The following is a 26,636-nucleotide window of genomic DNA, read 5'->3' on the forward strand; positions in this document are numbered from 1 at the left end:
TCGAAGGAGGCGGTGACCCACCCGTGACCCACACCAACGACACCATCGTCCAGGCAGCCGGCTGCGTCCTGTGGCGACGCTCACCGGTCGACGGCGAGCTGGAGATCTGCCTCGTCCACCGGCCGAAGTACGACGACTGGTCCCACCCCAAGGGCAAGCTGAAGCGGGGCGAGGACCACCTGACGGGCGCCCTGCGCGAAGTCGCCGAGGAGTCGGGCTACATTGCGGAGCCGGGCGCCGAGCTGTCCACCCTGCGCTACTTCGCCAACGGACGCCCCAAACAGGTCCGTTACTGGGCGGCCGAGGCGGTCTCGGGCGGCTTCACCCCCACCACGGAGGTGGACCGCATCCTGTGGCTCTCCCCCGCCGCGGCCCGCAGCCGGCTGACCCAGTACCGCGACCGCACCCTCGTCGACGAACTGCTGACGACGCTGCGTCACGCCTGAAGGCTCACGTGCCCTTCGGCGTCCGTCCGGGCCTGGCTGCGCGCTCTGCGGGCCGGTCCGCGCCATCCGCAGCTGCACCTGGCAAAACAGAAGCGACCCTGCTCGACGGTCGTCGTCCGATGTTCGTGCTGCGCCACACTGACAACGTTACCCACCCCACGGCTGCATTCATCAGCTGCCTCCGGCAGCGGAGCCGGTATGCGCGTGACGAGCCCACCCACCCGTCGTTATCCGGAACGACAGGGGGCCCGTGACGGACGTACCGGCTGGGGGTAGGCAGGCGATGGCGGAGCGGCAGCACAGGGGGACGGTCGTCACGGCAGGACTCATGGTCTGTGTCTGCCTGGGAGCCGGCGGATGCTCCGGCACCGGGTCCGCCGCCGAGGACCCCCGCGCCTCCGATCCCGTCGAGACCCTGCACCGCGCCGCCGAAACCCTGGTGGAAGCAGGCAGTTCAAGGGCGACCACGTCGATGGAGATGGCCATCGGCGGCACCCGCGTCACCATCCGCGGCGAGGGCGACTACGACTACCGCCGGCAGCTCGGCAGGCTGAAGGTGCAGCTCCCGCAGAACCCGTCCGGCACCGCCGACCACCGCCCGATCACCGAACTCCTCGCGCCCGGCGCCCTGTTCATGAAGAACCGGGGCGCAGGAGTGCCCGCCGACAAGTGGGTGCGCGTCGACACGGCCACCCTCTCCGACGGCAACCTGGTGACCGGCGGCGCCACCGACCCGTATGCCGCGGCCGAGTTGCTGCGCGGGACGCGCAGGGCGACGTATCTCGGCCGGACCGAGTTCGCCGGTGTCGAGGTGCGGCACTACCGCGGCACCGCCGACCTCACCACAGCGGCGCGGCACGCCTCGAAAGGCGTCCGGGAGGCCCTCGCCGCGGCGGCGAAAGGGTTCGCCACGGCCGAGGTCCCGTTCGATGTCTACCTCGACGACCAGGGCCGCATCCGCAAGATCCGGCACCGGTTCCGCTTCGTCAACGGCCTCCAGAAGGGCACCGTCGCGGTCGCCTCGACGACGCTGCTGTACGACTTCGGGGCCCCCGTCGACGTACGTCTTCCGGCCTCGAAGGACATCTACGCAGGGAAGATCGCCGAGCAGTAGCCCGTACTGGAGGATGACTGACGGGCGTCAAGAACTAGCCCGTCCGTGCCATGCGCGGCGTGTAGGCCGCTCCCTACTCTAGGAAGTCGGTAACGGCAGAGATGAGGTGATGCACGTGGCTCCGGTCGGCGGTACGGCAGTTCAGGACCACGTGGCCCTCGCCGAGATCGAGCTGTGCGGAGAGCTGATCATCGCGGCCTCGGCCGCGGAGGACCGGCTCAGCCTGGAGAGCATCGACGAGGTGCTGAAAGTGGCCGAAGAGCGCGACGCCTCCGGCGACTAGCCGGAGGCCCTGCACCGGCGGGTTCAGGTGCGCAGCAGCCGGGCGATCGCCTTCGTCGCCTCGTCCACCTTGGCATCGATCTCCTCACCGCCGCGGACCGCGGCATCGGCGACGCAGTGCCGCAGGTGTTCCTCCAGGAGCTGCAGCGCGAAGGACTGCAGGGCTTTGGTGGAGGCGGACACCTGGGTGAGTATGTCGATGCAGTAGACGTCCTCGTCGACCATCCGCTGCAGGCCGCGGATCTGGCCCTCGATCCGGCGCAGGCGCTTGAGGTGCTCGTCCTTCTGCTTGTGGTAGCCGTGCGTCGTGTTCGTCACGTTCTGCGTGCTGTCGTCGGAGGGCGCCGTCGCGCCGGCCTCGGTGGTCGTCATCGCGTCCTCCCGTAAGACATGCGGACATATACCCCTGGTGGGTATATGGTATCGAACTTTGCTGGGTATACGGCCCTTGGTCCTTGCCTGGACCGGGCCTCCGTACGGCCCCCGTGCCGACCACTCTGCCCGATGGGCGACACTGGGGGACGGCCCATTAGCCGTGGCCGGATGATGCGCCTAGCATCAGCCTGACCGAAACCGAAGCATCCCGAGGACCCCACGTGCGCTTTCGTCTGACCCCCAGGGAGACGAGCTTCTACGACATGTTCGCCGCCTCCGCGGACAACATCGTCACGGGCTCGAAGCTCCTGATGGAACTGCTCGGGGCGGACGCACCTGCCCGGGCCGAGATCGCAGAGCGTATGCGGGCCGCGGAACACGCGGGTGACGACGCCACACATGCGATCTTCCACCAGCTGAACTCCTCGTTCATCACGCCCTTCGACCGCGAGGACATCTACTCCCTCGCCTCGTCCCTCGACGACATCATGGACTTCATGGAGGAGGCCGTCGACCTGGTCGTCCTCTACAACGTCGAGGAACTCCCCAAGGGCGTCGAGCAGCAGATCGAGGTCCTTGCGCGGGCTGCCGAGCTGACGGCGGAAGCCATGCCGAACCTCCGCACTCTGGACAATCTGACCGAGTACTGGATCGAGGTCAACCGCCTCGAGAACCAGGCCGACCAGATCCACCGCAAGCTGCTCGCGCATCTCTTCAACGGCAAGTACGACGCGATCGAGGTGCTCAAGCTCAAGCAGATCGTGGACGTACTGGAGGAAGCGGCGGACGCGTTCGAGCACGTGGCGAACACGGTGGAGACCATCGCCGTCAAGGAGTCCTGACCCCTCCATGGACACCTTCGCTCTGGTCGTGACCATCGCGGTCGCGCTCTTCTTCACGTACACGAACGGCTTCCACGACTCGGCGAACGCGATCGCGACGTCGGTCTCGACCCGGGCGCTGACGCCGCGGGCGGCGCTGGCGATGGCCGCGGCGATGAACCTGCTGGGTGCGTTCCTGGGCAACGGAGTGGCCAAGACGGTCAGTGAGGGGCTGATCGAGACCCCGGCCGGATCGAAGGGGATGGGCATCCTCTTCGCGGCACTGGTCGGTGCCATCGTATGGAACCTGATCACCTGGTACTTCGGCCTGCCCTCCTCGTCCTCCCACGCGCTCTTCGGCGGCCTGGTCGGCGCGGCGCTGGCGGGCGGCACGGACGTCCTGTGGAACGGCGTGCTCGACAAGGTCGTCATCCCGATGTTCGCCTCGCCCGTCGTTGGCCTGATCGCCGGCTACCTGGTGATGACGGCCATCATGTGGCTGTTCCGCCGCTCCAACCCGCACAAGGCCAAGCGCGGCTTCCGTATCGCCCAGACCGTCTCCGCGGCCGGCATGGCGCTCGGCCACGGTCTCCAGGACGCCCAGAAGACCATGGGTGTCGTGGTGATGGCCCTGGTGATTTCCGGCCACCAGACGTACAGCGACCCGATCCCGGTCTGGGTCAAGATCGTCTGTGCGGTCATGCTCTCCCTGGGTACCTACGCGGGCGGCTGGCGCATCATGCGCACCCTCGGCCGCAAGATCATCGAACTGGACCCGCCGCAGGGCTTCGCCGCCGAGACGACCGGCGCCTCGATCATGTTCACCACCGCGTACCTCTTCAAGGCCCCCATCTCCACGACCCACGTCATCACGTCGGCCATCATGGGCGTCGGTGCGACGAAGCGGGTGAACGCGGTGCGCTGGGGCGTCGCCAAGAACATCATCCTGGGCTGGTTCATCACCATGCCGGCGGCGGCACTGGTCGCAGCGGGCGCCTTCGGCGTGGTCAACCTGGCATTCCTGTAGGGCGTTTCCTCGCCCCCGCCGCCCCTACCCGTCCCGTACCGGGGGCCGGCCCCCGGACCCCCGCTCCTCAAACGCCGGAGGGGCTGGATTGGCCCAGCCATCTCAGCCCGTCCGGCGTTTGAGGACAAGGCCGTTCAGGCCGATCGGGGGTCTGGGGGCGGAGCCCCCAGGGGACGTGCCGAACGACGACGGGCCCGCCCCCGGGAGCCAGGGGCGGGCCCTTCATCGTCCTCGCGGTGGCACCGCCATGCAGCACCGCGAGGGGTTCGTGGCGGCCTAGCCGAAGCGGCCGGAGATGTAGTCCTCCGTCGCCTGGACCGACGGGTTGGAGAAGATCCGCTCCGTGTCGTCGATCTCGATCAGCTTGCCGGGCTGCCCGACCGCCGCCAGGTTGAAGAAGGCCGTACGGTCCGAGACACGCGCCGCCTGCTGCATGTTGTGCGTCACGATGACGATCGTGAACCGCTCCTTCAGCTCACCGATCAGGTCCTCGATGGCGAGCGTCGAGATCGGGTCGAGCGCCGAGCAGGGCTCGTCCATGAGCAGGACCTTCGGCTCGACCGCGATCGCCCGCGCGATGCACAGACGCTGCTGCTGACCACCGGACAGACCCGAACCGGGCTTGTTGAGGCGGTCCTTCACCTCGTTCCAGAGGTTCGCGCCCTTGAGCGACTTCTCGACGACGTCCGCGAGCTCGGACTTCTTGTACGAGCCGTTCAGCCGCAGCCCCGCCGCCACGTTGTCGAAGATCGACATCGTCGGGAACGGGTTCGGCCGCTGGAACACCATGCCGACCTCGCGGCGCACGGACACCGGGTCTATGCCCTGTCCGTACAGGTCCTCGTCGTCCAGCAGCACCTTGCCCTCGACCCGGCCGCCGGGCGTGACCTCGTGCATACGGTTCAGCGTGCGCAGGAACGTCGACTTGCCGCAGCCGGAGGGGCCGATGAACGCCGTCACCGAACGCGGCTCGACGGTCATCGAGATGTCTTCGATCGCCTTGTGGGCGCTGTAGTAGGCGGTGAGCCCGCTTACGTCGATTCGCTTGGCCATGATTGCTTCACTTCCAGAAAGTCTTGATCGGTCGCTGTCGGCCGGTCAGCGACCGGTCTTCGGGGCCTTCCAGCGCGCAATGGCGCGGGCCACCAGGTTCAGGATCATCACGAAGGCGATCAGGGTGAGCGAGGCCGCCCACGCCCGGTCGAACGCCGCGTTCGCGCCTGCGCTGTTCGCGTACTGCTGGTAGATGTACAGCGGCAGCGACTGCTGCGCACCCTCGAAGGGGTTGTTGTTGATGAACCGGTTTCCGAACACCAACAGCAGCACCGGAGCGGTCTCACCGGCGATACGGGCGACCGCCAGCATGATGCCGGTCGTGATGCCGCCGATCGAGGTCGGCAGGACCACCTTCAGGATGGTGCGCCACTTGGGGACACCGAGCGCGAGAGACGCCTCACGCAGCTCGTTCGGGACGAGCTTGAGCATCTCCTCCGTGGAGCGCACGACCACCGGCATCATCAGGATGGCCAGGGCCATCGAACCGGCGAAGCCGAACGGCTCCATGTCGAAGATCAGCATCAGCGACAGGATGAACAGACCCGCGACGATCGACGGGACACCCGTCATCACGTCGACGAAGAAGGTGACGGACCGGGCGAGGCCGCCACGGCCGTACTCCACGAGGTAGATCGCCGTGAGCACGCCGATCGGCGCGGCGATGATCGTGGCAAGGCCGACCTGCTCGATGCTGCCGATGATGGCGTGGTAGATGCCACCGCCCGGCTGGGAGTCGGCGACGATGCCCATCGAGTGGGTCAGGAAGTAGATGTTGAGGACCTTCACACCGCGTGCGATGGTCGTCCAGACCAGGGAGACCAGCGGTACGACGGCGATCAGGAAGGCGACCCAGACCAGCGCGGTCGCGATGCGGTCCTTGGCCTGTCGGCGGCCCTCGACGCGCGCGGCGATGCCGTACGTGGCGAGGAGGAAGATCAGCCCGGCGAGCAGGCCCCACTGGACCTTGCTGTCGAGGCCGGCGCCCAGGCCGATGGCGACCGCGACGGCGATCGAGCCGACAGCGATCACCCAGGGCGACCACTTGGGCAGACGGGCGCCGCGCAGGGTGCTGGCGGGCTTTTCGGCGATGGCGGCGTGGCTCATGCGTTGGCCCCCGAGTACTCCTTGCGGCGGGCGATGATCATGCGGGCCGCGCCGTTGACCAGCAGGGTGATGACGAACAGGACCAGACCGGAGGCGATCAGCGCGTCACGGCCGAACTCGTCCGCCTCGCCGAACTTGCTGGCGATGTTCTGGGCGAAGGTGCCGCCACCCGGGTTGAGCAGGCTGCCGTGGATGAGGAAGTCCGGGGAGAGCACGGTGGCCACGGCCATCGTCTCGCCGAGCGCACGGCCGAGGCCGAGCATCGAGGCGGAGATCACACCGGAGCGGCCGAAGGGGATCACCGCCATGCGGATGACCTCCCAGCGCGTGGCACCGAGGGCGAGAGCCGCCTCCTCGTGCATCTGCGGGACCTGGCGGAAGACCTCGCGGCTCACGTTGGTGATGATCGGCAGGATCATGATCGCGAGCAGGATGCCGACGGTGAGCAGCGAACGCGCCGGGCCCTCGTCCCAGGAGAAGAGGCCGGTCCAGCTGAAGTAGTCGTTCAGCCAGCCGAAGAGGCCGTTCATGTGCGGTACGAGGATCAGCGCGCCCCAGAGGCCGTAGACGATCGACGGCACGGCGGCGAGCAGGTCGATCACATAGGCGATCGGGCCGGCCAGCTTGCGCGGGGCGTAGTGCGTGAGGAACAGCGCGATGGCCACCGCGACCGGGACCGCCAGGGCCATGGCGATGATCGAGGAGACCACCGTGCCGTAGGCCAGAACCGCGATGCCGAAGCTCGGCGGCTGGATGCTGGTGTTCCACTCGAAGGTGGTGAGGAAGTTGCCGTGGTCCTTGCTGATGGCGAGGGACGCACGGTAGGTGAGGAAGACCGCGATCGCGGCCATGATCACCAACAGGAAGATGCCCGACCCGCGGGAAAGACCGAGGAAGATCCGGTCACCGGGTCGGGTGGCGCCGCGAGCCGCGCGCTTCTGCTCGGCGGTGGGCTGCGGGGTGGGGGGTGGCGTGTCAGATATCTCTGTAGATGTGTCCATCGGGTTCTCCGGTCTGCGGAACCTCACGCGAGGTGCGGTTCTGCGAAGCCGTACGGGACGTACGGCTCGTGGCGGCGGTGCACCGGACGATGCGGTCCGGTCCCGGGTTTTCAGGCCCGGGACCGGACCGCACTCAGATCAGCTCAGGCCCTCGATGGTGGTGCGGACCTTGGCGTTGATGTCGGCGGGGATGGGGGCGTACTTCAGGTTGGGCAGCAGGCCCTGGCCGTCCTCGGAGGCGATGTAGCGCAGGAACGCCTTGGTCGCCGGGAGGGTGTCGGCCTTGTTGCCCTTGTCGCAGACGATCTCGTAGGTGACCAGGGTGATCGGGTAGGCGCCGTCGGCCTTGGTCGCGTAGTTCAGCTTGAGCGACAGGTCCTTGCCCACGCCCACGACCTTCGCGTCGGCGATGGCCTTGGTGGCGCTGTCGCTGCTCGGGGCGACCGGGGCGCTGGCACCGGTGTTGATGCTGACGGCCTTCACGCCGTCGGCGACGTAGGACAGCTCGAAGTAGCCGATGGCGCCGTTGGTCTGCTTGACCTGGGCGGCCACACCGGAGGACTGCGCGGCGGACTGGCCGCCCTTGGCCTGCCAGGCCTTACCACCGGAGTACGTCCAGTTGGTGGGCGTCGCGGCCTTGAGGTACTTGGTGAAGTTGTCCGTGGAGCCGGACTCGTCCGAGCGGTGGAACGCCTGGATCTTGAGGTCGGGCAGCTTGACGCCCTTGTTCAGCGCGGCGATCGCCGGGTCGTTCCACTTCGTGATCTTGCTGTCGAAGATCTTCGCAATGGTCGGAGCGTCCAGGACCAGGTTGTCCACGCCGGAGAGGTTGTAGCCGAGCGCGATCGGGCCGCCGACCATCGGGAGGTCGATGCCCTGGCCGCCAGTGCAGACCTTCTTGGAGGCGGTGACCTCTTCGGGCTTCAGCGCCGAGTCGGAACCGGCGAAGGCGAGCTGGCCCTGGGTGAAGGAGGTGACACCCGCACCGGAACCGCCGGCCTTGTAGTTGATCTGCACGCCGCAGGCCTTGGAGAACTGCGCCACCCACGCGTCGATCGCGTTCTTCTGCGCAGACGAGCCGTCGGACAGCAGCTGGCCCTTGGCGTTGTCGCACTTGATCGAGCTGGCGTTGCCCGTCGAGGACGCGCTGGCGCCGCCGCCGCTGCTGGTGTCGTCCGAGCCGCACGCCGTGAGGACCAGGGCGCTCGACGCGGCGATGGCACCGAGGGCGATGGCCCGCCGATTCATGCGCTGAAGCTTCACTTGAAAGAGTTCCTTCCAGGAGCCGCCGTCCTGAATTCGGCGGCGTGCAGGTTGAAGTCCTGGCGACGGAGGACGCACCTTCCCCAAGGCACGGCCCACATCGCGTAAGGCCGAAATTAGGCAGACCAGGTGAAGGCGCCTACGGCCGGAAATGAACGGCAGGTGAACCCCTGCCGACGGTGTGGTTAGGTCACGGAACGCTTACGGGGAGAGCACACGAAGGTTCCGGCCCAGCGGGTGTCTCCCTCCACGGTGACACAGGAGTGACACTTCCGCCGGAACCCATGTGGTCGGCGAGCCGTCTCGTTCCCCGAGAGCTATCGGGAGGCGCAACATGGAACGTCGTACGTTCATGGGAGGCGGCGCGGCCGCACTGGCGGCGGTCGCCACGGCCGCGTGCAGGGGCGGGTCCGCCGACGCGGACGCCAGCACCTCGTCGTCGTCCTCGTCCTCCTCCGGTACGGCGATCAGGTCCCAGTCCGCCGCGGCAGCCCCCGCGAACTGGACCGCGCTCTCCCGCGACCTCGACGGCGCCCTGATACGCCCGGGCGAGGCGACCTGGACCACGGCCCACCAGCTGTACAACACCCGCTTCGACGGCCTGAAGCCGGCGGCCGTGGCCTACGTCGCCCACGCCGACGACATACGCACGACCCTCGCCTACGCCCGCGCCCACAACATCAAGGTCGCGATCCGCAACGGCGGCCACTCCTACGCGGGATGGTCCTCCGGCAACGGCAAGCTGATCGTCGACGTCTCGAAGCTGAAGCAGATACGGGTGGGCGGCGGCCAGGCGGTGGTCGGCGCCGGCTCCAAGCTGATCGACGTCTACCGGGCGCTGACCGCGAAGGGCGTGACGATCCCCGCGGGCTCCTGCCCCTCGGTCGGTGTCTCGGGCCTGGTCCTGGGCGGCGGCCACGGCGTGGTCTCCCGGGCGTACGGCCTCACTTGCGACAGCCTCACCCAGGCAACCCTGATCACGGCCGACGGCAAGCAGCTCGTGGCCAACGCGACCGAGAACAAGGACCTGTTCTGGGCCCTGCGCGGCGCGGGCAACGGCAACTTCGGCGTCGTGACGGAACTGCACTTCAAGACCCACCCGGCACCGCAGGCCGTCTCCGCGTATCTGACCTGGCCCTGGTCGAAGGCCGCCGCCGTGCTGAAGGCCTGGCAGGAGTGGGGCCCCGACCAGCCCGACGAGATCTGGTCCTCCTGCCACCTGGAGAACGGCGGCTCGCCCACCGTCTCGGTGGCGGCGTTCTCCATCGGTACATACGGAGAACTGCAGAACGCCCTCGACCGCCTGGTCTCCGCGGTCGGCTCACCGGCCCGCAGCGAAACGCTCAAGCGGCACACCTACGAGGGCGCGATGGAGGCATACGCGGGCTGCTCGTCCTTCCGCACCGAGGCCCAGTGCCACCTCCCCGGCTCCACCCCGAACCGCAACCCGCAGGGCGCCCTGGGCCGGGAGACCTACACGGCCCGCTCGGACTTCTTCGACCGGTCGATCTCCTCGGCGGGCATCCAGACCCTGCTGCGGAACGTCAGCTCGGTCCCGGGCGGCGCGGGCAGCATCGCGCTGACGGCCCTGGGCGGCGCGGTCAACCGCGTCTCCCCCACCGCCACGGCCTTCGTCCACCGCCGCTCCCGGATGCTGGCCCAGTACCTGGCGTCCTGGCGCGCGGGCACCACAGGCTCAGCAGCCCAGACCTGGCTGACCAACACCCACAAGGCAATGCGCCCGTACGCCTCGGGAGCGGCCTACCAGAACTACACGGACCCGACGCTGACGGACTGGCGGAAGGCGTACTACGGGGATGCGGCGACCCGCCTGTCCCAGGTGAAGAACCAGTACGACCCGAACCGCTTCTTCACGTACCCGCAGGCGCTGTAGCCGCCCCGCCCGCCTTGGATGCGGGCGTCAGTGCCGCTAAGGGCGGCACCCGTCCCTAAGAGAGCGGCACCCCGCGCGCGGGCAAGCAACGCCCCCGTACGCCGGCCCACCCCGGGTCACCTATGCAGCGAGGTCCCGCTCATCCGCCCCCAGGGCCTCATTCCGCGCCCCGGGGATCAACGCGCCCTGCCCTACGGCCGCCCGCCCAGGCTTCCGCACGAACCACCCACCCCAAGCCGACCCCTCAACGGCCTTCACCACAGGCGTAAGCAGCAGCATGGCAACCGGCGACAACAGCAACGCCACAGCCGTCCCGAGCGCAAACCCCCCGACCACATCAGTCGGATAGTGCACACCCATATAAACCCGGCAAAACCCTTCGAGCAGCGCCAACCCGATCCCGACAGCCCCGAACTTCCGATTGGCGACAAACACCCCCACCGCCACAGCCATGGTGATGGTCGCGTGATCGCTCACAAACGAGTAGTCGGTCTTCCCGGACACCAGAACATCAAGCCCGTCATGGGTACGAAACGGCCGAGGCCGCTCGACAAACCCCCGTATCGGCACATTCACCAGCACCGCCAACGCCGCAGCAACCGGCGCCCATACCAACGCGGCCACGGACGAAGCAGCGTCCTCGTCCCCCCGCCGCCGCACGGACGACCAGCACCACACCACCAGCAGCACCATGGCCAGCAGCAGCCCGTACTCACCGACGAAGGAGACGACCCGGTCGAGCCAGTGCGGCGCGTCCTTGGCCAGGCCATTGATGTCGTAGAGCAGGTCGACGTCGGGGTTCGACCCGGATTCGGCGAGTCCAGCCATGGTGCTGCGGCCCCTTCGTCGTCTGCTGCCGGACGTACTCGCGCACGCCCGCTTACCCACCCCCGTGGTTGTAGGTCATGTCGTGGACAGCCACCGGGATGACTGTCGGATGACTACGAGAACAGGAACGCACGGTCCCAGTCACTACGTTCCACACTCCACCGAATGATCACGCAGACGTTATCGAAGAGAGACTCATCTCTGCAGCTCAGGGGGTGGGTTCACGCTCGGTTCACACCGTGGTGGGCAGTGCTTTCGCGCCATCTTCGGTGACTCGCGTGGCTCCGAAGTACTCGGAGGTGTCGATGGGGTCGAACCGGATCACCGCGCCCGTCCTCGGCGCGTCGATCATGTACCCGCCACCCACATAGATCCCCACGTGGTGGATGGCCCGGGAGTCGGTGGGGTCCTGGGAGAAGAACACGAGATCGCCGGGCAGTAGCTCGTCCCGCTTCGGGTGCGGTCCGGCGTTGTACTGGTCGTTGGCCACCCGCGGCAGCGTGATCCCGACACTCTCGTACGCGGCCTTGGTCAGCCCCGAGCAGTCAAAACGCCCGTTGTCCTCGGCGGTCCCGTTGCCGCCCCACAGATAGGGCGTGCCGAGCTTCTTCTGCGCGTAGTAGATGGCCCCCGCGGCCTGCTTGCTGGGATCCACCCGGCTGACGGGCGCGGCGAAGCTCTCCTCGAGCGTAGTGATCGTCTTGACGTAGTTCTGGGTCTCCTTGTACGGCGGCACGCCGCCGTACTTGATCACCGCGTAGGACCCCGCGTTGTACGAGGCGAGCATGTTTTCAGTCAGATTCCCGGGCACGTCCTTGACGTACGAGGCGAGCTGGCAGTCGTAGGAGGCGGCGGACGGAATGGCATCCGCCGGGTCCCAGACGTTCTTGACCCCGTCCCCGTTGCCGTCGACACCGTGCGTGGCCCAGGTGCCGGGGATGAACTGCGCTATCCCTTCCGCGGCCGCCGCACTCCTGGCGTTCGGATTGAACCCGCTCTCCTGGTAGAGCTGGGCGGCGAGCAGCGCGGGGTTGAGGGCGGGGCAGAGGTTGCCCCACCTCTGCACGATGGCCGAGTACGCGGCGGGCACGGCCCCCTTGGCCAACGCCTTGGTCCCGCCGCCCACCCCGTTGACGAGGTTCCCGGCGACGACGTACACCCCGACGACGAGCAGCATGACGAAGGACAGGGCAGAGCCGACGGAAACGCCGGCAATGATCCACGCCTTACGCACCGTCAGCCGCCCCTCACCGCCCGGTAGTCCGATAGCCCACGTCAGTCTAGGGGCGCGTCCGGTGTTTCCGGGTGATCACACAGAAGGAGAAACAGACGGAGAAACTGCACGCGGAAAGGCCATACCCATCCCCTGCCAACAGGCATGCACCGCAAGGTGGTTACGCGCCAAATGGCGCCCGATATCCGCCTTGTGGCGCGCCCCGCCGGCCGTCAGCCGGTCGCGTCCCGATACAGCTCGGCCACTTCCGCTCCGAACACCACGCTGTACGAGATGTCGTCCGTGCTCCCGCCCTTCTCGTGCCCGCCCAGGATCCCGACGACCGCCTTGTCCCCGTTGACCCAGGGACTGCCGCTGGTTCCTCCCGCAAGGCCGGGACAGTAGATCCGCTGCTGGGTACGGCTGTGCACGGTCGGTCTGTTGGTACAGCTGACGGGCACTTCCCGGGAGTTGGGATACCCGGTGATGGTGACGGCGGTGGCCCCGGTCGCCATACCGGCCACGAAGGGGTTCCCGCCGACGGCGTCCTCGACGCCCTTCCCGCCCTTGTTTTCGACGACGGCAAAGGCGACGTCACTGTCCTCGTGCTGCCCCTTGGCCCACCCGTCAGGCAGGAACACCTTCCGCACCGTCCACACCCCGTACGGCGCCCGGCCCGCCCGGTACCCGGGCACGAAGACGAGGTCCCCGTCCTTGCTCCCGCCCAGACAGTGGGCCGCGGTGACGATGAGATTGCGGCGCGGGCTGTACACGACGGAGGCGGTGCAGAAGTGCCCGCCGGCCAGTGAGGATCTTCGGTCGGCGTCGAAGAGGGCCCCGACCTTCCTGGACTGCGCGTTGTCCGACGCGACGGCGGTGACCCCGAGGGGTCCCGGCCCGTCATCCGCATTGGCGAGGGAAGCGGAGGTGAGCGCCGGCACAAGGAGCACGACGGCCGCGCACAGGGGACTGGTGACACGCCTGCTGATGCGTGGGATGCGCTTCATCGGCACCCACTGTGGCCGACGAAGGTGAGAAAAAGGTCTGCCGTTCACTTGGATCTCTCCGTGAACGATCCTTCCTGCGGCCGCGCCCTCAGGTACATGGAAGCCTCGGACGATACGGACATCGCTCGCTGCCTCCGTCCCTCCTCCTCGCCGGCTGCACGAGCGGGGTCACTGGGAGGTCCGAGATCCCGCTCAGCGTCGAATCCACCGTACTGTGCGACCTGCTCCCCCGCCTCCGCGTCACGCTCCGCACACGCGCCCGCAGCCCTCCTGCCCCACGACTCCACCTTTGCCACAACACCCTCCCATCACTCTCCGAACCCACACCATCACGTTAGGCCACCGGACTGACATTCGGCCCACAGCAGCTTCCCGCCCCTCGACGCGGCGAGCTCCCGCAGCACGGAAACCCCGACCGAGTCCGCAAAGGCCGCACGAGCTGCAGCCCACGCCCACCTTCGGCGCCTTCTGCGGCTACGGCGGGTTCAGCCCGGAACCCGTACGGGACGCGGAGGTCCGTGTCCCGTACGGCCACCCGGAGCCGCCCGGATTCCATGAGCACGACACGGAGGGCGTACGGGCCCCGGGTATGACACGGCGCGAACGCTAGGGATCACTCAGAAAACCGATTTCCCCCCGGCCGGAGTGACCGCATACCACTCCCCGTCCTTCCCCTGCCCGTTCAGCTGCCCCGCCCCCGTATCCCCCACATACCGGTACAACGGCCACCCCCCGAGGGTGAGTTGCTTCCTGCCGTCACGGTGGACCGTGCCGAGAAGACTCTTCTCCACACCCACCGTCTGCACGGAGTCAGGCACGATGACCGGAATCCACGTCTTCACGCATGCACCCGCACACGTCCACCTGGACGGATTCGGCCTGTCCTTGTCGTAGCGGTAGAGGGTCGCCCCGGTGCCGTCGGTGACCACGCTGCCCCCGCCCTTGACGGCCTCGGCCCTCACCGTGGCCGTCTGCCCGCTCCCGGAGTCCCCGCCACCGGCCGGCGCCGAGGTCGCCGGCGCCGACGCCGCCGACGTGACCGGCGCGACGCCGGCAGCGCTCGTACCGGAGGCGTCACTGTTCGACGAGTCGCACGCCGCCAGCAGGAAGGCGCAGACGAGGCCGGCGGCCGACGCGAGGACGATGCGGTGCTGGATCACAGGATTGCTCTTCTTCGGAGTCGCCATCCACATGCCAACTACATACGTAGGCCAACTCCCGCCCTCTCAGACGCCGATGCCACATGACACAGACTTGACCCCCGCCCTTCCCAAGCAGAGCCGACCACAGCCGGGGACGTGACGCGCGTAAACCTGTCCCCCACCTGTCCGAATGCTGTGCGCGAAGTCAAGCCACCCCCAACCCCCCTCCATCGCACCGCCATTGAGCAGCAATCCGCCAACCCCCTTCAGTAATGCGGAAGTCAGTATTCCGAAACTGCCTTGTTTGTCGCGTACTCAACAAGCGATGGTCTACGCGGGTCGCCGCCCCTGCCGGACACCCCCGGCAGTCCCCCCACCGCAGGCCTCTGCCCACCACTCCCAGGAGGCTGTACGTTGCGTACGACCACCCCCAACTCCCCCCACATATCCGACAGATGGCGCCGGATCGGCTCGGCCGCCGCGGCCACCGCAGCGCTGGTCCTCGCCGGATTCGGCACCGCGGTCCAGGCGAACGCCGCCACCACGACCACGACGGCCGCCCACAAGGTGAGCACCAAGGCGATCGCCGCGCAGGTCGCCAAGGCCCACGTGCAGTACACGAAGGCCTGTGGCGCGACCCCGAAGAAGGGCTACGCCGCGTGCAACGCCCTGCGCGTCACCGGCGGCACCACGGCCTTCATGGAGAAGCAGGCCGCGCTCAAGGGCGTCGCCCCCAAGACCATCAAGCCGAACGCCGCCACCGACGACCCGACGGGTTACGGCCCGAGCGACATCCAGTCGGCGTACGGCCTGACGGACGCGGCCTCCTCCAACGGCTCCGGCGAGACCGTCGCCATCGTCGACGCCTACGACGACCCGAACGCCGAGGCAGACCTGGCCACTTACCGTTCGTACTACGGCCTGTCGGACTGCACGACCGACAACGGCTGCTTCAGCAAGGTCTCCCAGACCGGCTCCACGACCTCCCTCCCCTCCGCCGACAGCGGCTGGGCCGGTGAGATCTCCCTCGACCTCGACATGGTCAGCGCGACCTGCCCGAACTGCAACATCCTCCTCGTCGAGGCCAAGTCGGCGTCCGACGCCAACCTGGGTACGGCCGTGAACGAGGCCGTCAAGCTCGGCGCCAAGTTCGTGTCCAACAGCTACGGCGGCTCCGAGTCCTCCTCGGACACGACGTACGACTCCTCGTACTACAACCACCCGGGCGTCGCCATCACGGCGAGCGCCGGCGACAGCGGCTACGGCGCCGAATACCCGGCCGCCTCGAAGTACGTGACAGCAGTCGGCGGCACCAAGCTCTCGACGTCCTCCAACAGCCGCGGCTGGACCGAGAGCGTCTGGAACACCAGCAGCACAGAAGGCACCGGCTCCGGCTGCTCCTCGTACGACGCGAAGCCCTCCTGGCAGACCGACACCGGCTGCACCAAGCGCATGATCGGTGACGTCTCCGCGGTCGCCGACCCCGCCACCGGCGTCTCCGTCTACGACACCTACGGCTCCGACGGCACCGGCTGGAACACCTACGGCGGCACCAGCGCCTCGTCCCCGCTCATCGCATCGGTCTACGCCCTCGCCGGCACCCCGGGCAGCAGCGACTACCCGGCGCAGTACCCCTACAAGGCGGCCGGCACCTCCGCCCTCAACGACGTGACGAGCGGCAGCAACGGCTCCTGCTCCACCAGCTACTTCTGCACCGCGAAGTCCGGCTACGACGGCCCGACCGGCTGGGGCACCCCCGAGGGCCTCGACGCCTTCACGGCGAGCTGACAGCAGTAGGCAGCACGACCACCCCGTCGGGTCACGGGGAGCCGCCGGAACGAGGGAGTACGTGGGGCCTCCTCGGCGGCACGGAAAGGGAAACGGGTCACGGCAGCCGGTCGCGGCCCGTTTTCCCGTGCGGCCCCGCCGTTCTGACACGACCGTGCATCGGGCACCATCTTCCGGAGAACGTCGCCGTCCGATCCACGACGCCCCGGGGGAAACACATGAAGCGCACGCTCGCAGTCCTGCTCACCGTCGCCGCACTCACCGCGCCACTGGCCGGTTGCAGCAGCAGCTCGAAGAACGTCACCGGCACCGTGGTCAGCAAGAACACGGACCACGAGTGCAAGACGAAGAAGAAGGGCACGAAGAGGACCCGCAGCTGCCACACCGAGTACGAGCTGATGGTCCGCCCGAAGAACGGCGACGAGCAGGAGGTCGACGTCAGCTACAGCGCCTACAGCAACTGCGCCGAGGGTTCGACCTACCCCAAGTGCACCACACGCTAGGGGAGCAGACACAGGCCCGGTTCAATGCAACTCCGGTGAATTGCCTGTGAGTTGAGTAAAGCCCAAGACCGCGTTCGGTAAGCCGGAAGTCAGGATTCCGAGCCTCACTTGTTGTCGCGTACTCAACAAGAGAGGCTCGGCAGCGCACCCGCACCGCCCCTGTCCCACCCCCATCGGAAACACCGGGAACATCAGGAGGCTGCACGATGCGTTCCGCTCCCCCCGACAGACCGGCCGGCCGCCGCGGTTGGCGTCGTATCACCACCGCAGCGGCCGCCACGGCCGCCCTGCTCCTCACCGGCTTCGGCACCGCCGTCCAGGCCGACGCGGCCCAGCAGGCCGCCTCCACCAAGGTCACCTGGACCGCAACCCCCTGCGCCATCCCCGCCCACAAGGGCGAACTGGCCTGCAACTCCTACCGCGTCACCGGCGGCCTCACCGCTTTCCAGAAGCAGCAGGCGGCAAAGACGGGCGTCACCCCCAAGGCAGCCGACGCGGCCACTCCCTCCGGCTACGGCCCCACCGACCTCCAGTCGGCCTACGGCCTCACCTCAGCCGCCGCCTCCAACGGCTCCGGCGAGACCATCGCCATCGTCGACGCCTACGACGACCCGAACGCCGAGGCCGACCTCGCCACCTACCGCTCGTACTACGGCCTCTCCGCCTGCACCACCGCCAACGGCTGCTTCAAGAAGGTCAGCCAGACGGGCTCGACGACCTCCCTGCCCTCCGCCGACAGCGGTTGGGCCGAGGAGATCTCCCTCGACCTCGACATGGCGTCCGCCATCTGCCCCAAGTGCAACATCCTGCTCGTCGAGGCGACCTCCGCCACGATGGCCAACCTCGGCACGGCGGTGAACCGCGCGGTCACCCTCGGCGCGAAGTACGTCTCCAACAGCTACGGCGGCTCGGAGTCCTCCTCCGACACGAGCTACGACTCCTCGTACTTCAACCACGCGGGCGTCGCCATCACCGTCAGCGCGGGCGACAGCGGCTACGGCGCCGAATACCCGGCGGCCTCCCGCTACGTGACCTCGGTGGGCGGCACCGCGCTCTCCAAGTCCACCTCCACCACCCGAGGCTGGACGGAAACCGTCTGGAAGACGTCAAGCACCGAAGGCACAGGATCCGGCTGCTCCTCCTACGACGCCAAGCCGACCTGGCAGACCGACACCGGCTGCACCAAGCGCACGATCTCCGACGTCTCCGCCGTCGCCGACCCCGCCACCGGCGTCTCCGTCTACGACTCCTACGGCATCACCGCCGGCTGGTACACCTTCGGCGGCACCAGCGCCTCGTCCCCGATCATCGCGGGCGTCTACGCCCTCGCCGGCACCCCCTCGTCCTCCTCCTACCCGGCCTCCTTCCCCTACGCGAAGGCCGGCACCTCCGCCCTCAACGACGTCACCAGCGGCAACAACGGCAGCTGCTCCACCAGCTACCTGTGCACCGCCCGGTCGGGGTACGACGGCCCGACCGGTTGGGGCACCCCTGAGGGGGTCTCCGCCTTCACCGGCTGACGACTGACTCTCCGTCACCGAGCGGGCCGTGGCCACCAGCCGCGGCCCGTTCGCCGTACCGGATACTCTTCATGCGTTCGTCCGTCACCCGGAGAACATCGGCTCGACCCCTCGCCCGACCCCCCGTCAGGAACGATTCAGGTCGTAAGAGAGATCAACGACGGAACCCCACCACAGGTTCCGCTCAGGCCTCATTGCCCGGCGTGACCTGCCGTGATACACAGAGTGACCTAACAGCTATTCGTACGAAACCCGCCAAGCAATGACGCCAAGTCGACATACGAAGGCAGCATTGTCGGCGAGAATGAGCCTGACCTCTGCATCCCCGCAGGGGACTGCGGAACTACCCACCAGGGGCGGTGACTTACATGCTCTTTGCGGCCGACAAGGGAGACATCAACACCATCATCGGCGGGATCGCTCCGGACTGGGGCCCCTTCGGCAGCCTGGGCAACGAGGCGAAGGTCATGATCGAGGTGGTGATGGCCGTCGCCATTCTCCTCTGCCTCGGCATCGCCGTCTGGGGCGCCGCGAAGCAGCGCATCGGCGCGACCGCGCTCCGCGACACCTTCAGCGCGGAACAAGGCAAAGGCCTCATCATCGCCGGTCTCACCGGGGTATTCATCATCGGTTCGCTGGGCACGCTCTTCACCATCGTGTACGGCATGGCCGTCTAGCAGGCCTTTTACGGCAGGCGTCCTCCAGTCCCCGCCGGGCCCGCCCGGTCCCCTCTACCCCCACCCGCCCGTCGTGCCCACCGGCTGAGGTTGCGTTTCCCTGATGTCGAGTCACCACACCGCGCCCGCGCGGGAACCAGCACGGCTACCGTCGTATGTCTACGAGCTGGAGAGGGCGTACACGGCATGAGTCTCGGAGACGAGCACGAGGCCTCCGGCGGTTACGGCGGCACGGGCCAGACCCGGACCAGGCTGCCCGAGGGGGGCGGCGATGTGTACGGGGGCGCACGGCGCGGCGGCCGGTCGTCGTCCCGGAGCCTGATCACGGTGGTGGGCGTGGTGGTCCTGCTCATCGCCGCGATCGCCTTCGCGAACCGTGGAGGAGGCGATTCCTCTTCGGACAGCGGGAGCGGGAGCAAGCCGGACGCTGCGTCTACGGCTGCGAGCGGCACGAAGCCGGTACGGACGACGGCGGGCGGGATCCCGACGGGGTTCGCACATGACCAGCAGGGGGCGCAGAGCGCTGCGGCGAACTACTCGGTCGCGCTGGGCTCATCCGACATGTTCAACAAGACCAGGCGGGACGCCATCCTGCAGGCCGTGATCACGCCTTCCCGCGTCGCAGGCTTCGAGTCGAAGCTGGACCAGGCGTACACGCCGGAGTTCAACAAGAACGTTGGGCTCAACGAGGACGGTTCTACACCGTCGGGCTATACCTTCGTTTCCCGCACAAGCCCGATCGGCACCAAGGTCACCGCGTCCTCCGAGAACAACGCGACCGTCGAGGTCTGGTGCAGCGGCCTCCTCGGCCTTGCCGGTGAGAACTCCACGAACCCGGTCACGAACAGCTGGTTCACCATCACCATCAAACTGGAGTGGACCGGCGGTGACTGGAAGATCGTGACGCACTCTCAGAAGGAAGGCCCCGCGCCCGTCCCAGGCGACGACAAGGCCTCCAACGCCGACGACATGGCGAAGGCCGTCGAGGAGTACGGAGGGTTCACGTATGCCCGCTAAGCGACGCGCACTCAAGCTGACCGCCCTTGTCGCGGCCGTACAAACCTCCGCAGTCCTCATGGCCACGCATGCCTTCGCGGCACCCACGCCCTCGCCCACGGCGAGCAACGACCCTTGCGACCTGATCCACGGCCCCGCCAAGGACTACTGCGAACGCGGCAACGGCGACAAAGGCCTCACCGGCACGGGCGGCGGCTCCCTCGACCCCACCTCCACCCTCGACCCCCTCTCCTCCCTCGCCAAGGGCTGTGCAAAGGCCGCCTCCTGGACCGTCGACAAGCTCAGCGAGGCCGTAAAAGAAACCGCGAACGTCGACTTCACCAACCAGAAGTTCCTTCAGCAGTACGCAGTGGTCTTCGCGGCCTCCACGATCCTCACCCTCCTGCTCTGGCTGCTGGCCGTGGCCAAGCGAGCCGTCCGAGGTGTCCCCCTCACGACGGCGATCTCGGAGGCGATCGGCTTCCTCTGGCTCACCGTCCTGGCCTCGGCCTTCACACCCCTGATCCTCTACACCGTCGTATCGGCGACCGACGGCGTGACCGACGTCCTCGCCAAGACGACCGGCGACCAGACGGACACCTTCTTCGGCACGTTCTCCGGCGCCCTCAACAAGGGCGAGAACATCGGCGGCGGCCCCATCATGCTGATCGTCGTGTCCCTGGTCAGCATCCTCGCCGCAGGCGTGCTCTGGCTGGAGCTCGTCATCCGCGCCGCCCTCCTCTACGTCGGCGCCCTCCTCGGCACCGTCGTCTACGCGGGCCTGGTCGACAAGAACCTGTGGAGCCACGTCCGCCGCTGGGCGGGCATCATGATCGCGGTGATCCTCGTCAAGCCGATCATCGTGATCGTGCTCGGCCTCGCCGGCGCCCTGTCCTCCGCGAACGGCCCGGACTCGTTCTCCGCCGTCGTCTCCGGCCTCGCCATCATCCTGCTGGCGATCTTCGCCTCGGCGATGATCTACCGCTTCGTCCCCGGCTTCGGCGACGAGATCGCCAGCGGCCGCAACAACCGCATCATGCAGGGCGCCGAGGGCAAGGCCGCCGCGGTCATCAGCTCCCCGGCGACCATGGTCGCGCAGGGCATCAAGACCCACAGCGCCCGCGCCAACGACAACGGAGGCGGCGGCCAGTCGTCCTCCAACGGCGGCCCCCGCCCGGCCAACCCGGCCTCCGGCGGCGTCGCCGCCCACAGCACCCGCCCCTCGAACGGTGGCGGCGGATCCGTCCCCTCCGCCGCACCCGCACCCCGTTCGTCGAGCCCGGTGAACACCCCGCACGCCAGCAACACCCGCAACAGCAGTACCAACCGCACGGGAGGTGAAGGGCGTTGACGACCGAGTCCCACCTGTCCCATCCGGTCACGCCCCGCCGTACATATCTCATCGGCCGCGCCCGGCCGAACGCGATCGTCGGCCGCAACCGCGAGTCCGGCGAGATCGCGCTGATCATCGCGGGTGCGTTCCTCGGCATGATGTGCGGGCTCCTCGTCCCCGTCCTCTCCCTGCGCATCGTGCTGCTGATGGGCTTCCCGCTGCTGGCGCTGATGGCGGTCTACGTGCCGTACAAGCACCGCACGTTCTACAAGTGGTTCGAGATCAACCGCAGTTACAAGCGCACCCTGAAGCAGGGCACCCTCTACCGCAGCGGTGTCATCGAGGCCGGTACGCGGCTCGACGGACGCGAGGTCGAGATCGGCCCGCCCCCCGGGATCGGCCGCATCACCTGGCTGGCCGCCCCCTTCGGCCCGGACGAGATCGCCGTACTCCTCCACGCGGACCGCCGCACGGTGACAGCAGCCATCGAAATCGAGGGCCCCGGAGTCGGCCTGCGCGACTCGGAGGACCAGGAAGCCCTCGTCGACCGCTTCGGCACGCTCCTCAAGCACGTCGCCAACGGGGACGGCTTCGTCACCCGCCTCCAGATGCTCGCCCGCACCCTCCCCGCCGACCCCGACGCCCACGCCAAGGACGTCGCCATCCGCGGGGACGAGAAGTCGCTGGGCTGGCTGCAGCAGTCGTACGACCAACTGCAGTCGATGGTGTCGACGAGCAGCGAGCAGCACCGCGCCTACCTCGTCGCCTGCATGCACTTCACCCGCGACCTCGCGGCCGAGGCACAGGCGATGGCCCGCGCCGCGCGCCCCCAGAACGGCCGCAAGGTGGACCGGGACGCCGGTCTCGCGGTCGTCATGGCCCGTGAGCTCACCGACATCTGCTCCCGCCTCCAGGAGGCGGACATCCGCGTACGCCAGCCCCTCGGGCAGGGCCGTCTCGCCTCCCTCATCCACTCCATGTACGACCCCGACCACCCGATCGACCACATCCAGGCGATGACCAAGCGCAACGCCTGGCCGGCCGAACTGGACGCCATGGAGCCGACGTTCCTCCAGGCCAAGACCCGGGAGTCGTCCACCCGCGCGCCCTGGTGCCACGCCACGGCCTGGGTGAAGGAATGGCCGATGACACCCGTCGGCGTCAACTTCCTGGCCCCGCTGCTCGTCCACACCCCGGACGTCATCCGAACGGTCGCCGTCACTATGGATCTCGAGCCCACCGAGGTAGCCATCGAACGCATGCTGACCGAGAAGACCAACGACGAGGCCGAGGCCTCCCGCGCCGCCAAGATGAACCGCACCGTCGACCCCCGCGACGTCGCCGCCCACAACCGTCTGGACCAGCGCGGCGAGGACCTGGCGAGCGGCGCGGCAGGCGTGAACCTGGTCGGCTACATCACCGTCTCCTCCCGCTCCCCCGAGTCCCTCGCCCGCGACAAGCGGACCATCCGCGCCTCGGCCGGAAAGTCGTACCTGAAGCTGGAGTGGTGCGACAGAGAACACCATCGCGCCTTCGTGAACACGCTCCCGTTCGCCACCGGCATCCGAAGGTAGGGGCTGAGCTCTGATGCGGGATCCGCTGTCCGTCCTGACCGACGCCTTCACGTCCTTCCTCTTCGGGAAGGTCGAGACGACCCGGCTGCCGGTGCGCACGTCGACAGGCCAGGCCCAGGCGGTCTACCTGCCCACGGCCGCCCCGGGCCTGGGCGACTCGGGCGTGATCATCGGCCGCGAGGTCTACTCCGGCAAGGGCTACATCTACGACCCCTTCCAGCTGTACGGCCAGCAGCTCCCGGCCCCCCACTGGCTGGTCCTCGGCGAGTCCGGCAACGGCAAGTCGGCCCTGGAGAAGACCTACGTCCTACGGCAGCTGCGCTTCCGCGACCGCCAGGTCGTCGTCCTCGACGCGCAGGGCGAGGACGGCGTCGGCGAATGGAACCTGATCGCGGAGGAGCTGGGGATAACTCCCATCCGGCTCGACCCGACGGCGGCCCTGGACCACGGCATCCGCCTCAACCCCCTCGACCCGGCGATCACGACGACGGGCCAGCTCGCGCTGCTCCGGACGATCATCGAGGTCGCGATGGGCCACGGCCTGGACGAGCGCTCCGGCTTCGCCCTGAAGGTCGCCCACGCCTACGTCAACGAGACGATCCTCGAACGCCAGCCGGTCCTCACCGACATCGTCGAGCAGCTACGGCACCCCGAACCGGAGTCGGCCGAGGCGATGAACGTCGCCATAGAGGACGTACGGGCCTGGGGCCTGGACGTGGCACTGGTCCTGGACCGTCTGGTCGACGGTGACCTCCGCGGCATGTTCGACGGCCCGACCACGGTCGGCATCGACCTCGACGCACCCCTCATCGTGTTCGATTTGTCCCACATCGACCGCAACTCCATCGCCATGCCGATCCTGATGGCGATCGTCGGCGTATGGCTGGAACACACCTGGATCCGCCCCGACCGGAAGAAGCGCATCTTCCTGGTCGAGGAGGCCTGGCACATCATCAACAGCCCCTTTGTGGCCCAGCTGTTCCAGCGGCTGCTGAAGTTCGGCCGCCGGCTCGGTCTGTCCTTCGTGGCGGTGGTCCACCACCTGTCGGACGTCGTCGACGGCGCGGCGGCAAAGGAAGCCGCGGCCATCCTGAAGATGGCGTCGACGAGGACGATCTACGCCCAGAAAGCCGACGAGGCGCGGGCGACGGGCCGCGTCCTGGGCCTCCCCCGCTGGGCGGTGGAGATCATCCCCACCCTCACCCCCGGCATCGCCGTCTGGGACGTCAACGGCAATGTCCAGGTCGTCAAACACCTGATCACCGAGACGGAACGCCCACTGGTCTTCACCGACCGCGCCATGACGGAGTCGTCCGCCGAGCGCCAACTGAACGACGACGCCCTGCGCGCCGCCGAGCTGGAGGCGGAGGAGCGCGCGGCCGCCTTCGTGGAGCAGCACCTGAGCGACTTCGAGGGGCCGTCCGAGTCGACGGTGGCGTAGCAGGGGAGGCGGGACGTGGTGAGACCGGACGACCGGCGAAGAGAAGCCCGGGACGGGCAGGGCGGCATCCCGGACGGGCTCCTGCTCGGCATACTCGCCTTCCTCCTCGGCATGACCCTGCTGGTGTGGACGGCCACGGGCCTCGCCGGCCTGTTCGCCAAGGGCAGCTGGCCAAATGGCGTCACCTTCACCCGCACCCCCCTCGCCATGCGCCACCTCATCGGCCAACCGCACGACATCCCGGGCGCCTGGCCCGAGACCCCGAGCACGCAGCTTTCCGGCTACGGCCTGTTCTGGGGCCTGTTCATCGGCCAGCTGATGGTGCTGTTCGTACTGACGGTGTTCGCGATGGGCACGTTCGCACGCTGGCGCGCAGGCCGCCTGAAGCGACGCACAGAACATCCGACGCCACTCGAACGCCCCACACCCGAGCCGCCGCACCACGAGGTCCCGACACCGAGGACGGTACCGCCCGAACCGCAGCCGACGGAACTCCTCCAGGAACCGGCACCCATGCCCGAACCCTCACCCTCCCTGTTCGCCGACGACCGGACGACGGTGGCCGGGGTGGGCGGAATGAGCGGCGCTCGGGAAACACTCGTCGTAGCCCCGAGAGAAACCCGCCAGGCGACCGCCACCCAGGCCGTACGCGACGCGGAAGGCCCGGCCCTCGTCATCACCTCGAACCCGGCGGTCTGGTCGGACACCAAGGACGCCCGGGCAAAACTGGGCCCCGTCCTCCTCTACGACCCCGCCCACCTCTGCGACACCCCGGCCCGGCTGCACTGGTCCCCCACCACGGGCTGCGAGGACAAACAGACGGCCACGGCCAGAGCGGACGCCCTCCTCGCCCCGATCCGCCCCACGGCGAAACTCGACCAGGCCCTGGCAGCAACAGCCGAAACGCTCCTGCGCAGCTATGTGCACGCGGCCGCCGTCGACGGCCGCACCATCCGCCACGTCCACCGCTGGTCCCAGGGCGCCCAGGTCCAGGACGCGGTCCGCATCCTCCGTACGAATCCCAAGGCGGCCCCCGGCTCCGCCGGCGAACTCGAGGCCGCGCTCACCGCACACCCCGAACGCCGCGACATGGCCCAGGAGTTGACCAGCCGAGCTCTCTCCGCCCTCTTCACGGTCAACATCCGCGAGGCATGCACTCCAAACCGAACAGATGCCCTCACCTTGGATTCCTTCGTCCATGAAGGGGGCACGCTTTATGTGGTGGGGGAATCCATCGAGGACCCCAGAACCAACCCGGGCGCGATGCCCCTTCTGACGGCCCTCGTCTCAAGCGTGGTCGAGCGCGGCCGGCGCATGGCCGAACGGTCATCCTCCGGTCGCCTCGACCCACCACTCACGCTCGTCCTCGACGACGTCGCAGCCGTGGCTCCGCTTCCCCAGCTCCCGGAGCTACTGGCCACCGGAGCGGACCGGGGCCTGCCGACCCTGGCCCTGCTCCGCTCCCGCGAACAGGGCCGCGCCCGCTGGCCACACGACGAACTGCCGGTATAGCCCTCCGGACAAGCCTCTAGAGCTGCTCGCGCTCGACAGCCATCTCCAGCTCGCGCTCCTCGGTGTCCTCACCGAGCGGCACGACTAGCCCGGTGAGGACGAAGCCGGCCTTGCCGTAGAAACGCCGGGCCCGGTCGTTGTCCTCGTGGACGATGAGCCGCACCCGCTCCACGTCACGCCCCCAGGCCCACTCCAGGCCGGCGTCGAAGAGCACTTCGGTCAGTCCGATCCCGCGGTATTCGGGCTGCACGAACACACCGACGATGTGCCCCTGCCTCCGCTCGACCGTGAGCCCGGTCCAGTCCTGAGTGCCGGCCTCCTCGATCAGCACGGTCAGAGTTCCGACCCATTCCCCGTCCGGACCCTCCGCGATGATCTGCTGTGCCCCGGTCGCACCTTCAGCACCGCCGATGGCCCGCTCCTGCCAGAAGGAGTCCGGCTGGGCAGTGGCCTGGTCGTAGGTCTCGAGGAACGCCAGATGCGCAACGGGATCCCGCAACGCCTCGAGCCTCAGCTCCTTGACCGCGGCCCACTCGTCGGCACGTATGGAACGGATCTTGTACGTCATGTCGGCCACCGTACCGGAAATGCAGAAAACCCCCGTACCGGTTATCGGTACGGGGGTTTTCTCAAATTTTGTTCGGCGGCGTCCTACTCTCCCACAGGGTCCCCCCTGCAGTACCATCGGCGCTGTAAGGCTTAGCTTCCGGGTTCGGAAT

25 protein-coding genes and 1 rRNA gene are annotated in these 26,636 nt (G+C 68.2%); 15 read left to right on the forward strand and 11 right to left on the reverse strand.

All coding sequences use genetic code 11. The features are described from left to right. The first annotated feature begins 23 nt into the window (after positions 1-23). The 3 genes from IH68_RS0131010 to IH68_RS57315 all read left to right on the forward strand — a co-directional run bounded on the left by IH68_RS0131010 (position 24) and on the right by IH68_RS57315 (position 1,843). A complete protein-coding gene (locus tag IH68_RS0131010; RefSeq protein ID WP_030941581.1) occupies positions 24-446 on the forward strand; it encodes an NUDIX hydrolase in 423 nt (140 codons plus the stop codon). 283 nt (positions 447-729) lie between these two features. Next, positions 730-1,560 (forward strand): hypothetical protein, encoded by an 831-nt coding sequence (locus tag IH68_RS0131015; RefSeq protein WP_030941582.1) that lies wholly within the window; start codon positions 730-732, stop codon positions 1,558-1,560. 115 nt (positions 1,561-1,675) lie between these two features. Further along, positions 1,676-1,843: a hypothetical protein gene (locus IH68_RS57315; RefSeq protein WP_199931950.1), complete on the forward strand. Its 168-nt coding sequence runs from the start codon at positions 1,676-1,678 to the stop codon at positions 1,841-1,843. A 23-nt stretch (positions 1,844-1,866) separates the two neighbouring features. On the opposite strand, the gene IH68_RS0131025 is transcribed toward IH68_RS57315, so the two are convergent. After that, the gene (locus IH68_RS0131025) at positions 1,867-2,214 is read right to left on the reverse strand and encodes a metal-sensitive transcriptional regulator (RefSeq protein ID WP_030941584.1); all 348 of its coding nucleotides are present in this window, start codon (positions 2,212-2,214) and stop codon (positions 1,867-1,869) included. A 224-nt stretch (positions 2,215-2,438) separates the two neighbouring features. Here IH68_RS0131025 and IH68_RS0131030 point away from each other — a divergent pair, with 224 nt between their 5' ends. Next, positions 2,439-3,059 carry a DUF47 domain-containing protein gene (locus IH68_RS0131030; protein ID WP_030941586.1) on the forward strand — a complete coding sequence of 207 codons (621 nt, stop codon included), beginning with the start codon at positions 2,439-2,441 and terminating at the stop codon, positions 3,057-3,059. Positions 3,060-3,066: 7 nt separating this feature from the next. Beyond that, positions 3,067-4,065: an inorganic phosphate transporter gene (locus IH68_RS0131035; RefSeq protein ID WP_030941588.1), complete on the forward strand. Its 999-nt coding sequence runs from the start codon at positions 3,067-3,069 to the stop codon at positions 4,063-4,065. A 276-nt stretch (positions 4,066-4,341) separates the two neighbouring features. On the opposite strand, the gene pstB is transcribed toward IH68_RS0131035, so the two are convergent. The 4 genes from pstB to pstS form a co-directional block, all read right to left on the reverse strand. Then, complete coding sequence (gene pstB, locus IH68_RS0131040) at positions 4,342-5,118, reverse strand: phosphate ABC transporter ATP-binding protein PstB (RefSeq protein WP_030941589.1); 777 nt, start codon at positions 5,116-5,118, stop codon at positions 4,342-4,344. A gap of 45 nt (positions 5,119-5,163) precedes the next feature. Continuing rightward, complete coding sequence (pstA, locus tag IH68_RS0131045; RefSeq protein WP_030941590.1) at positions 5,164-6,225, reverse strand: phosphate ABC transporter permease PstA; 1,062 nt, start codon at positions 6,223-6,225, stop codon at positions 5,164-5,166. Further along, positions 6,222-7,226 (reverse strand): phosphate ABC transporter permease subunit PstC, encoded by a 1,005-nt coding sequence (gene pstC / locus IH68_RS0131050; protein ID WP_030941592.1) that lies wholly within the window; start codon positions 7,224-7,226, stop codon positions 6,222-6,224. Before pstC ends, pstA begins: the two co-directional genes overlap by 4 nt. Positions 7,227-7,364: 138 nt before the next feature. Then, a complete protein-coding gene (pstS, locus tag IH68_RS0131055) occupies positions 7,365-8,489 on the reverse strand; it encodes a phosphate ABC transporter substrate-binding protein PstS (RefSeq protein WP_030941594.1) in 1,125 nt (374 codons plus the stop codon). A 334-nt stretch (positions 8,490-8,823) separates the two neighbouring features. Here pstS and IH68_RS0131060 point away from each other — a divergent pair, with 334 nt between their 5' ends. Then, positions 8,824-10,383 (forward strand): FAD-binding oxidoreductase, encoded by a 1,560-nt coding sequence (locus tag IH68_RS0131060; protein WP_030941596.1) that lies wholly within the window; start codon positions 8,824-8,826, stop codon positions 10,381-10,383. Between the two features lie 120 nt (positions 10,384-10,503). On the opposite strand, the gene IH68_RS0131065 is transcribed toward IH68_RS0131060, so the two are convergent. The 4 genes from IH68_RS0131065 to IH68_RS0131080 form a co-directional block, all read right to left on the reverse strand. Further along, positions 10,504-11,211 (reverse strand): phosphatase PAP2 family protein, encoded by a 708-nt coding sequence (locus IH68_RS0131065; protein ID WP_030941598.1) that lies wholly within the window; start codon positions 11,209-11,211, stop codon positions 10,504-10,506. A 232-nt stretch (positions 11,212-11,443) separates the two neighbouring features. After that, on the reverse strand, positions 11,444-12,451 hold the full coding sequence (locus IH68_RS0131070; RefSeq protein WP_030941600.1) for an NlpC/P60 family protein: 1,008 nt from the start codon (positions 12,449-12,451) through the stop codon (positions 11,444-11,446). A gap of 206 nt (positions 12,452-12,657) precedes the next feature. Next, on the reverse strand, positions 12,658-13,431 hold the full coding sequence (locus IH68_RS0131075; protein WP_030941601.1) for a trypsin-like peptidase domain-containing protein: 774 nt from the start codon (positions 13,429-13,431) through the stop codon (positions 12,658-12,660). Positions 13,432-14,048: 617 nt separating this feature from the next. Beyond that, positions 14,049-14,618, reverse strand: coding sequence for a hypothetical protein (locus tag IH68_RS0131080; RefSeq protein ID WP_159403744.1), 570 nt, complete (start codon positions 14,616-14,618; stop codon positions 14,049-14,051). A 369-nt stretch (positions 14,619-14,987) separates the two neighbouring features. Between IH68_RS0131080 and IH68_RS0131085 the strand changes: the two genes are divergently transcribed. From IH68_RS0131085 to IH68_RS0131125, 9 genes are all read left to right on the forward strand, one after another. Continuing rightward, positions 14,988-16,361 carry a S53 family peptidase gene (locus IH68_RS0131085; protein WP_030941605.1) on the forward strand — a complete coding sequence of 458 codons (1,374 nt, stop codon included), beginning with the start codon at positions 14,988-14,990 and terminating at the stop codon, positions 16,359-16,361. A gap of 218 nt (positions 16,362-16,579) precedes the next feature. Then, entirely contained in the window at positions 16,580-16,864 is a 285-nt protein-coding gene (locus tag IH68_RS0131090) for a DUF2500 family protein (protein ID WP_030941607.1), read from the forward strand. Positions 16,865-17,070: 206 nt separating this feature from the next. Next, positions 17,071-18,384 (forward strand): S53 family peptidase, encoded by a 1,314-nt coding sequence (locus IH68_RS0131095; RefSeq protein WP_030941609.1) that lies wholly within the window; start codon positions 17,071-17,073, stop codon positions 18,382-18,384. Between the two features lie 368 nt (positions 18,385-18,752). Beyond that, positions 18,753-19,061, forward strand: a complete 309-nt coding sequence (locus IH68_RS0131100) for a hypothetical protein (RefSeq protein ID WP_014673544.1) — start codon at positions 18,753-18,755, stop codon at positions 19,059-19,061. Positions 19,062-19,247: 186 nt separating this feature from the next. Beyond that, positions 19,248-20,078 carry a hypothetical protein gene (locus IH68_RS0131105; RefSeq protein WP_030941611.1) on the forward strand — a complete coding sequence of 277 codons (831 nt, stop codon included), beginning with the start codon at positions 19,248-19,250 and terminating at the stop codon, positions 20,076-20,078. Next, entirely contained in the window at positions 20,068-21,408 is a 1,341-nt protein-coding gene (locus tag IH68_RS0131110) for a hypothetical protein (protein WP_030941612.1), read from the forward strand. Before IH68_RS0131105 ends, IH68_RS0131110 begins: the two co-directional genes overlap by 11 nt. Next, the gene (locus IH68_RS0131115) at positions 21,405-22,964 is read left to right on the forward strand and encodes an SCO6880 family protein (protein WP_030941614.1); all 1,560 of its coding nucleotides are present in this window, start codon (positions 21,405-21,407) and stop codon (positions 22,962-22,964) included. The genes IH68_RS0131110 and IH68_RS0131115 overlap by 4 nt, the downstream gene beginning before the upstream one ends. A 13-nt stretch (positions 22,965-22,977) precedes the next feature. Further along, on the forward strand, positions 22,978-24,405 hold the full coding sequence (locus tag IH68_RS0131120) for an ATP-binding protein (RefSeq protein WP_030941616.1): 1,428 nt from the start codon (positions 22,978-22,980) through the stop codon (positions 24,403-24,405). An 18-nt stretch (positions 24,406-24,423) separates the two neighbouring features. Beyond that, on the forward strand, positions 24,424-25,917 hold the full coding sequence (locus tag IH68_RS0131125) for a TraM recognition domain-containing protein (RefSeq protein WP_030941618.1): 1,494 nt from the start codon (positions 24,424-24,426) through the stop codon (positions 25,915-25,917). A 16-nt stretch (positions 25,918-25,933) separates the two neighbouring features. On the opposite strand, the gene IH68_RS0131130 is transcribed toward IH68_RS0131125, so the two are convergent. Both IH68_RS0131130 and rrf read right to left on the reverse strand, forming a co-directional pair. Next, positions 25,934-26,485: a GNAT family N-acetyltransferase gene (locus tag IH68_RS0131130; RefSeq protein WP_030941619.1), complete on the reverse strand. Its 552-nt coding sequence runs from the start codon at positions 26,483-26,485 to the stop codon at positions 25,934-25,936. Positions 26,486-26,555: 70 nt separating this feature from the next. Beyond that, positions 26,556-26,636: ribosomal RNA gene (gene rrf, locus IH68_RS0131135) — 5S ribosomal RNA — on the reverse strand; the annotation flags it as partial.

It is taken from the genome of Streptomyces sp. NRRL S-646, assembly GCF_000720765.1.
GTDB lineage: Bacteria > Actinomycetota > Actinomycetes > Streptomycetales > Streptomycetaceae > Streptomyces.

Coding starts and splice junctions, on each gene's coding strand:
- IH68_RS0131035 (WP_030941588.1), top strand. CDS start 3,067: ATGGACACCTTCGCTCTGGTCGTGACCATCGCGGTCGCGCTCTTCTTC.
- pstC (WP_030941592.1), bottom strand. CDS start 7,226: ATGGACACATCTACAGAGATATCTGACACGCCACCCCCCACCCCGCAG.
- IH68_RS0131105 (WP_030941611.1), top strand. CDS start 19,248: ATGAGTCTCGGAGACGAGCACGAGGCCTCCGGCGGTTACGGCGGCACG.
- IH68_RS0131080 (WP_159403744.1), bottom strand. CDS start 14,618: ATGGCGACTCCGAAGAAGAGCAATCCTGTGATCCAGCACCGCATCGTC.
- IH68_RS0131075 (WP_030941601.1), bottom strand. CDS start 13,431: ATGAAGCGCATCCCACGCATCAGCAGGCGTGTCACCAGTCCCCTGTGC.
- IH68_RS0131015 (WP_030941582.1), top strand. CDS start 730: ATGGCGGAGCGGCAGCACAGGGGGACGGTCGTCACGGCAGGACTCATG.
- pstB (WP_030941589.1), bottom strand. CDS start 5,118: ATGGCCAAGCGAATCGACGTAAGCGGGCTCACCGCCTACTACAGCGCC.
- IH68_RS0131025 (WP_030941584.1), bottom strand. CDS start 2,214: ATGACGACCACCGAGGCCGGCGCGACGGCGCCCTCCGACGACAGCACG.
- IH68_RS0131130 (WP_030941619.1), bottom strand. CDS start 26,485: ATGACGTACAAGATCCGTTCCATACGTGCCGACGAGTGGGCCGCGGTC.
- pstA (WP_030941590.1), bottom strand. CDS start 6,225: ATGAGCCACGCCGCCATCGCCGAAAAGCCCGCCAGCACCCTGCGCGGC.
- IH68_RS0131095 (WP_030941609.1), top strand. CDS start 17,071: ATGCGTTCCGCTCCCCCCGACAGACCGGCCGGCCGCCGCGGTTGGCGT.
- IH68_RS0131090 (WP_030941607.1), top strand. CDS start 16,580: ATGAAGCGCACGCTCGCAGTCCTGCTCACCGTCGCCGCACTCACCGCG.
- IH68_RS0131110 (WP_030941612.1), top strand. CDS start 20,068: ATGCCCGCTAAGCGACGCGCACTCAAGCTGACCGCCCTTGTCGCGGCC.
- IH68_RS0131060 (WP_030941596.1), top strand. CDS start 8,824: ATGGAACGTCGTACGTTCATGGGAGGCGGCGCGGCCGCACTGGCGGCG.
- IH68_RS0131100 (WP_014673544.1), top strand. CDS start 18,753: ATGCTCTTTGCGGCCGACAAGGGAGACATCAACACCATCATCGGCGGG.
- IH68_RS0131065 (WP_030941598.1), bottom strand. CDS start 11,211: ATGGCTGGACTCGCCGAATCCGGGTCGAACCCCGACGTCGACCTGCTC.
- IH68_RS0131120 (WP_030941616.1), top strand. CDS start 22,978: ATGCGGGATCCGCTGTCCGTCCTGACCGACGCCTTCACGTCCTTCCTC.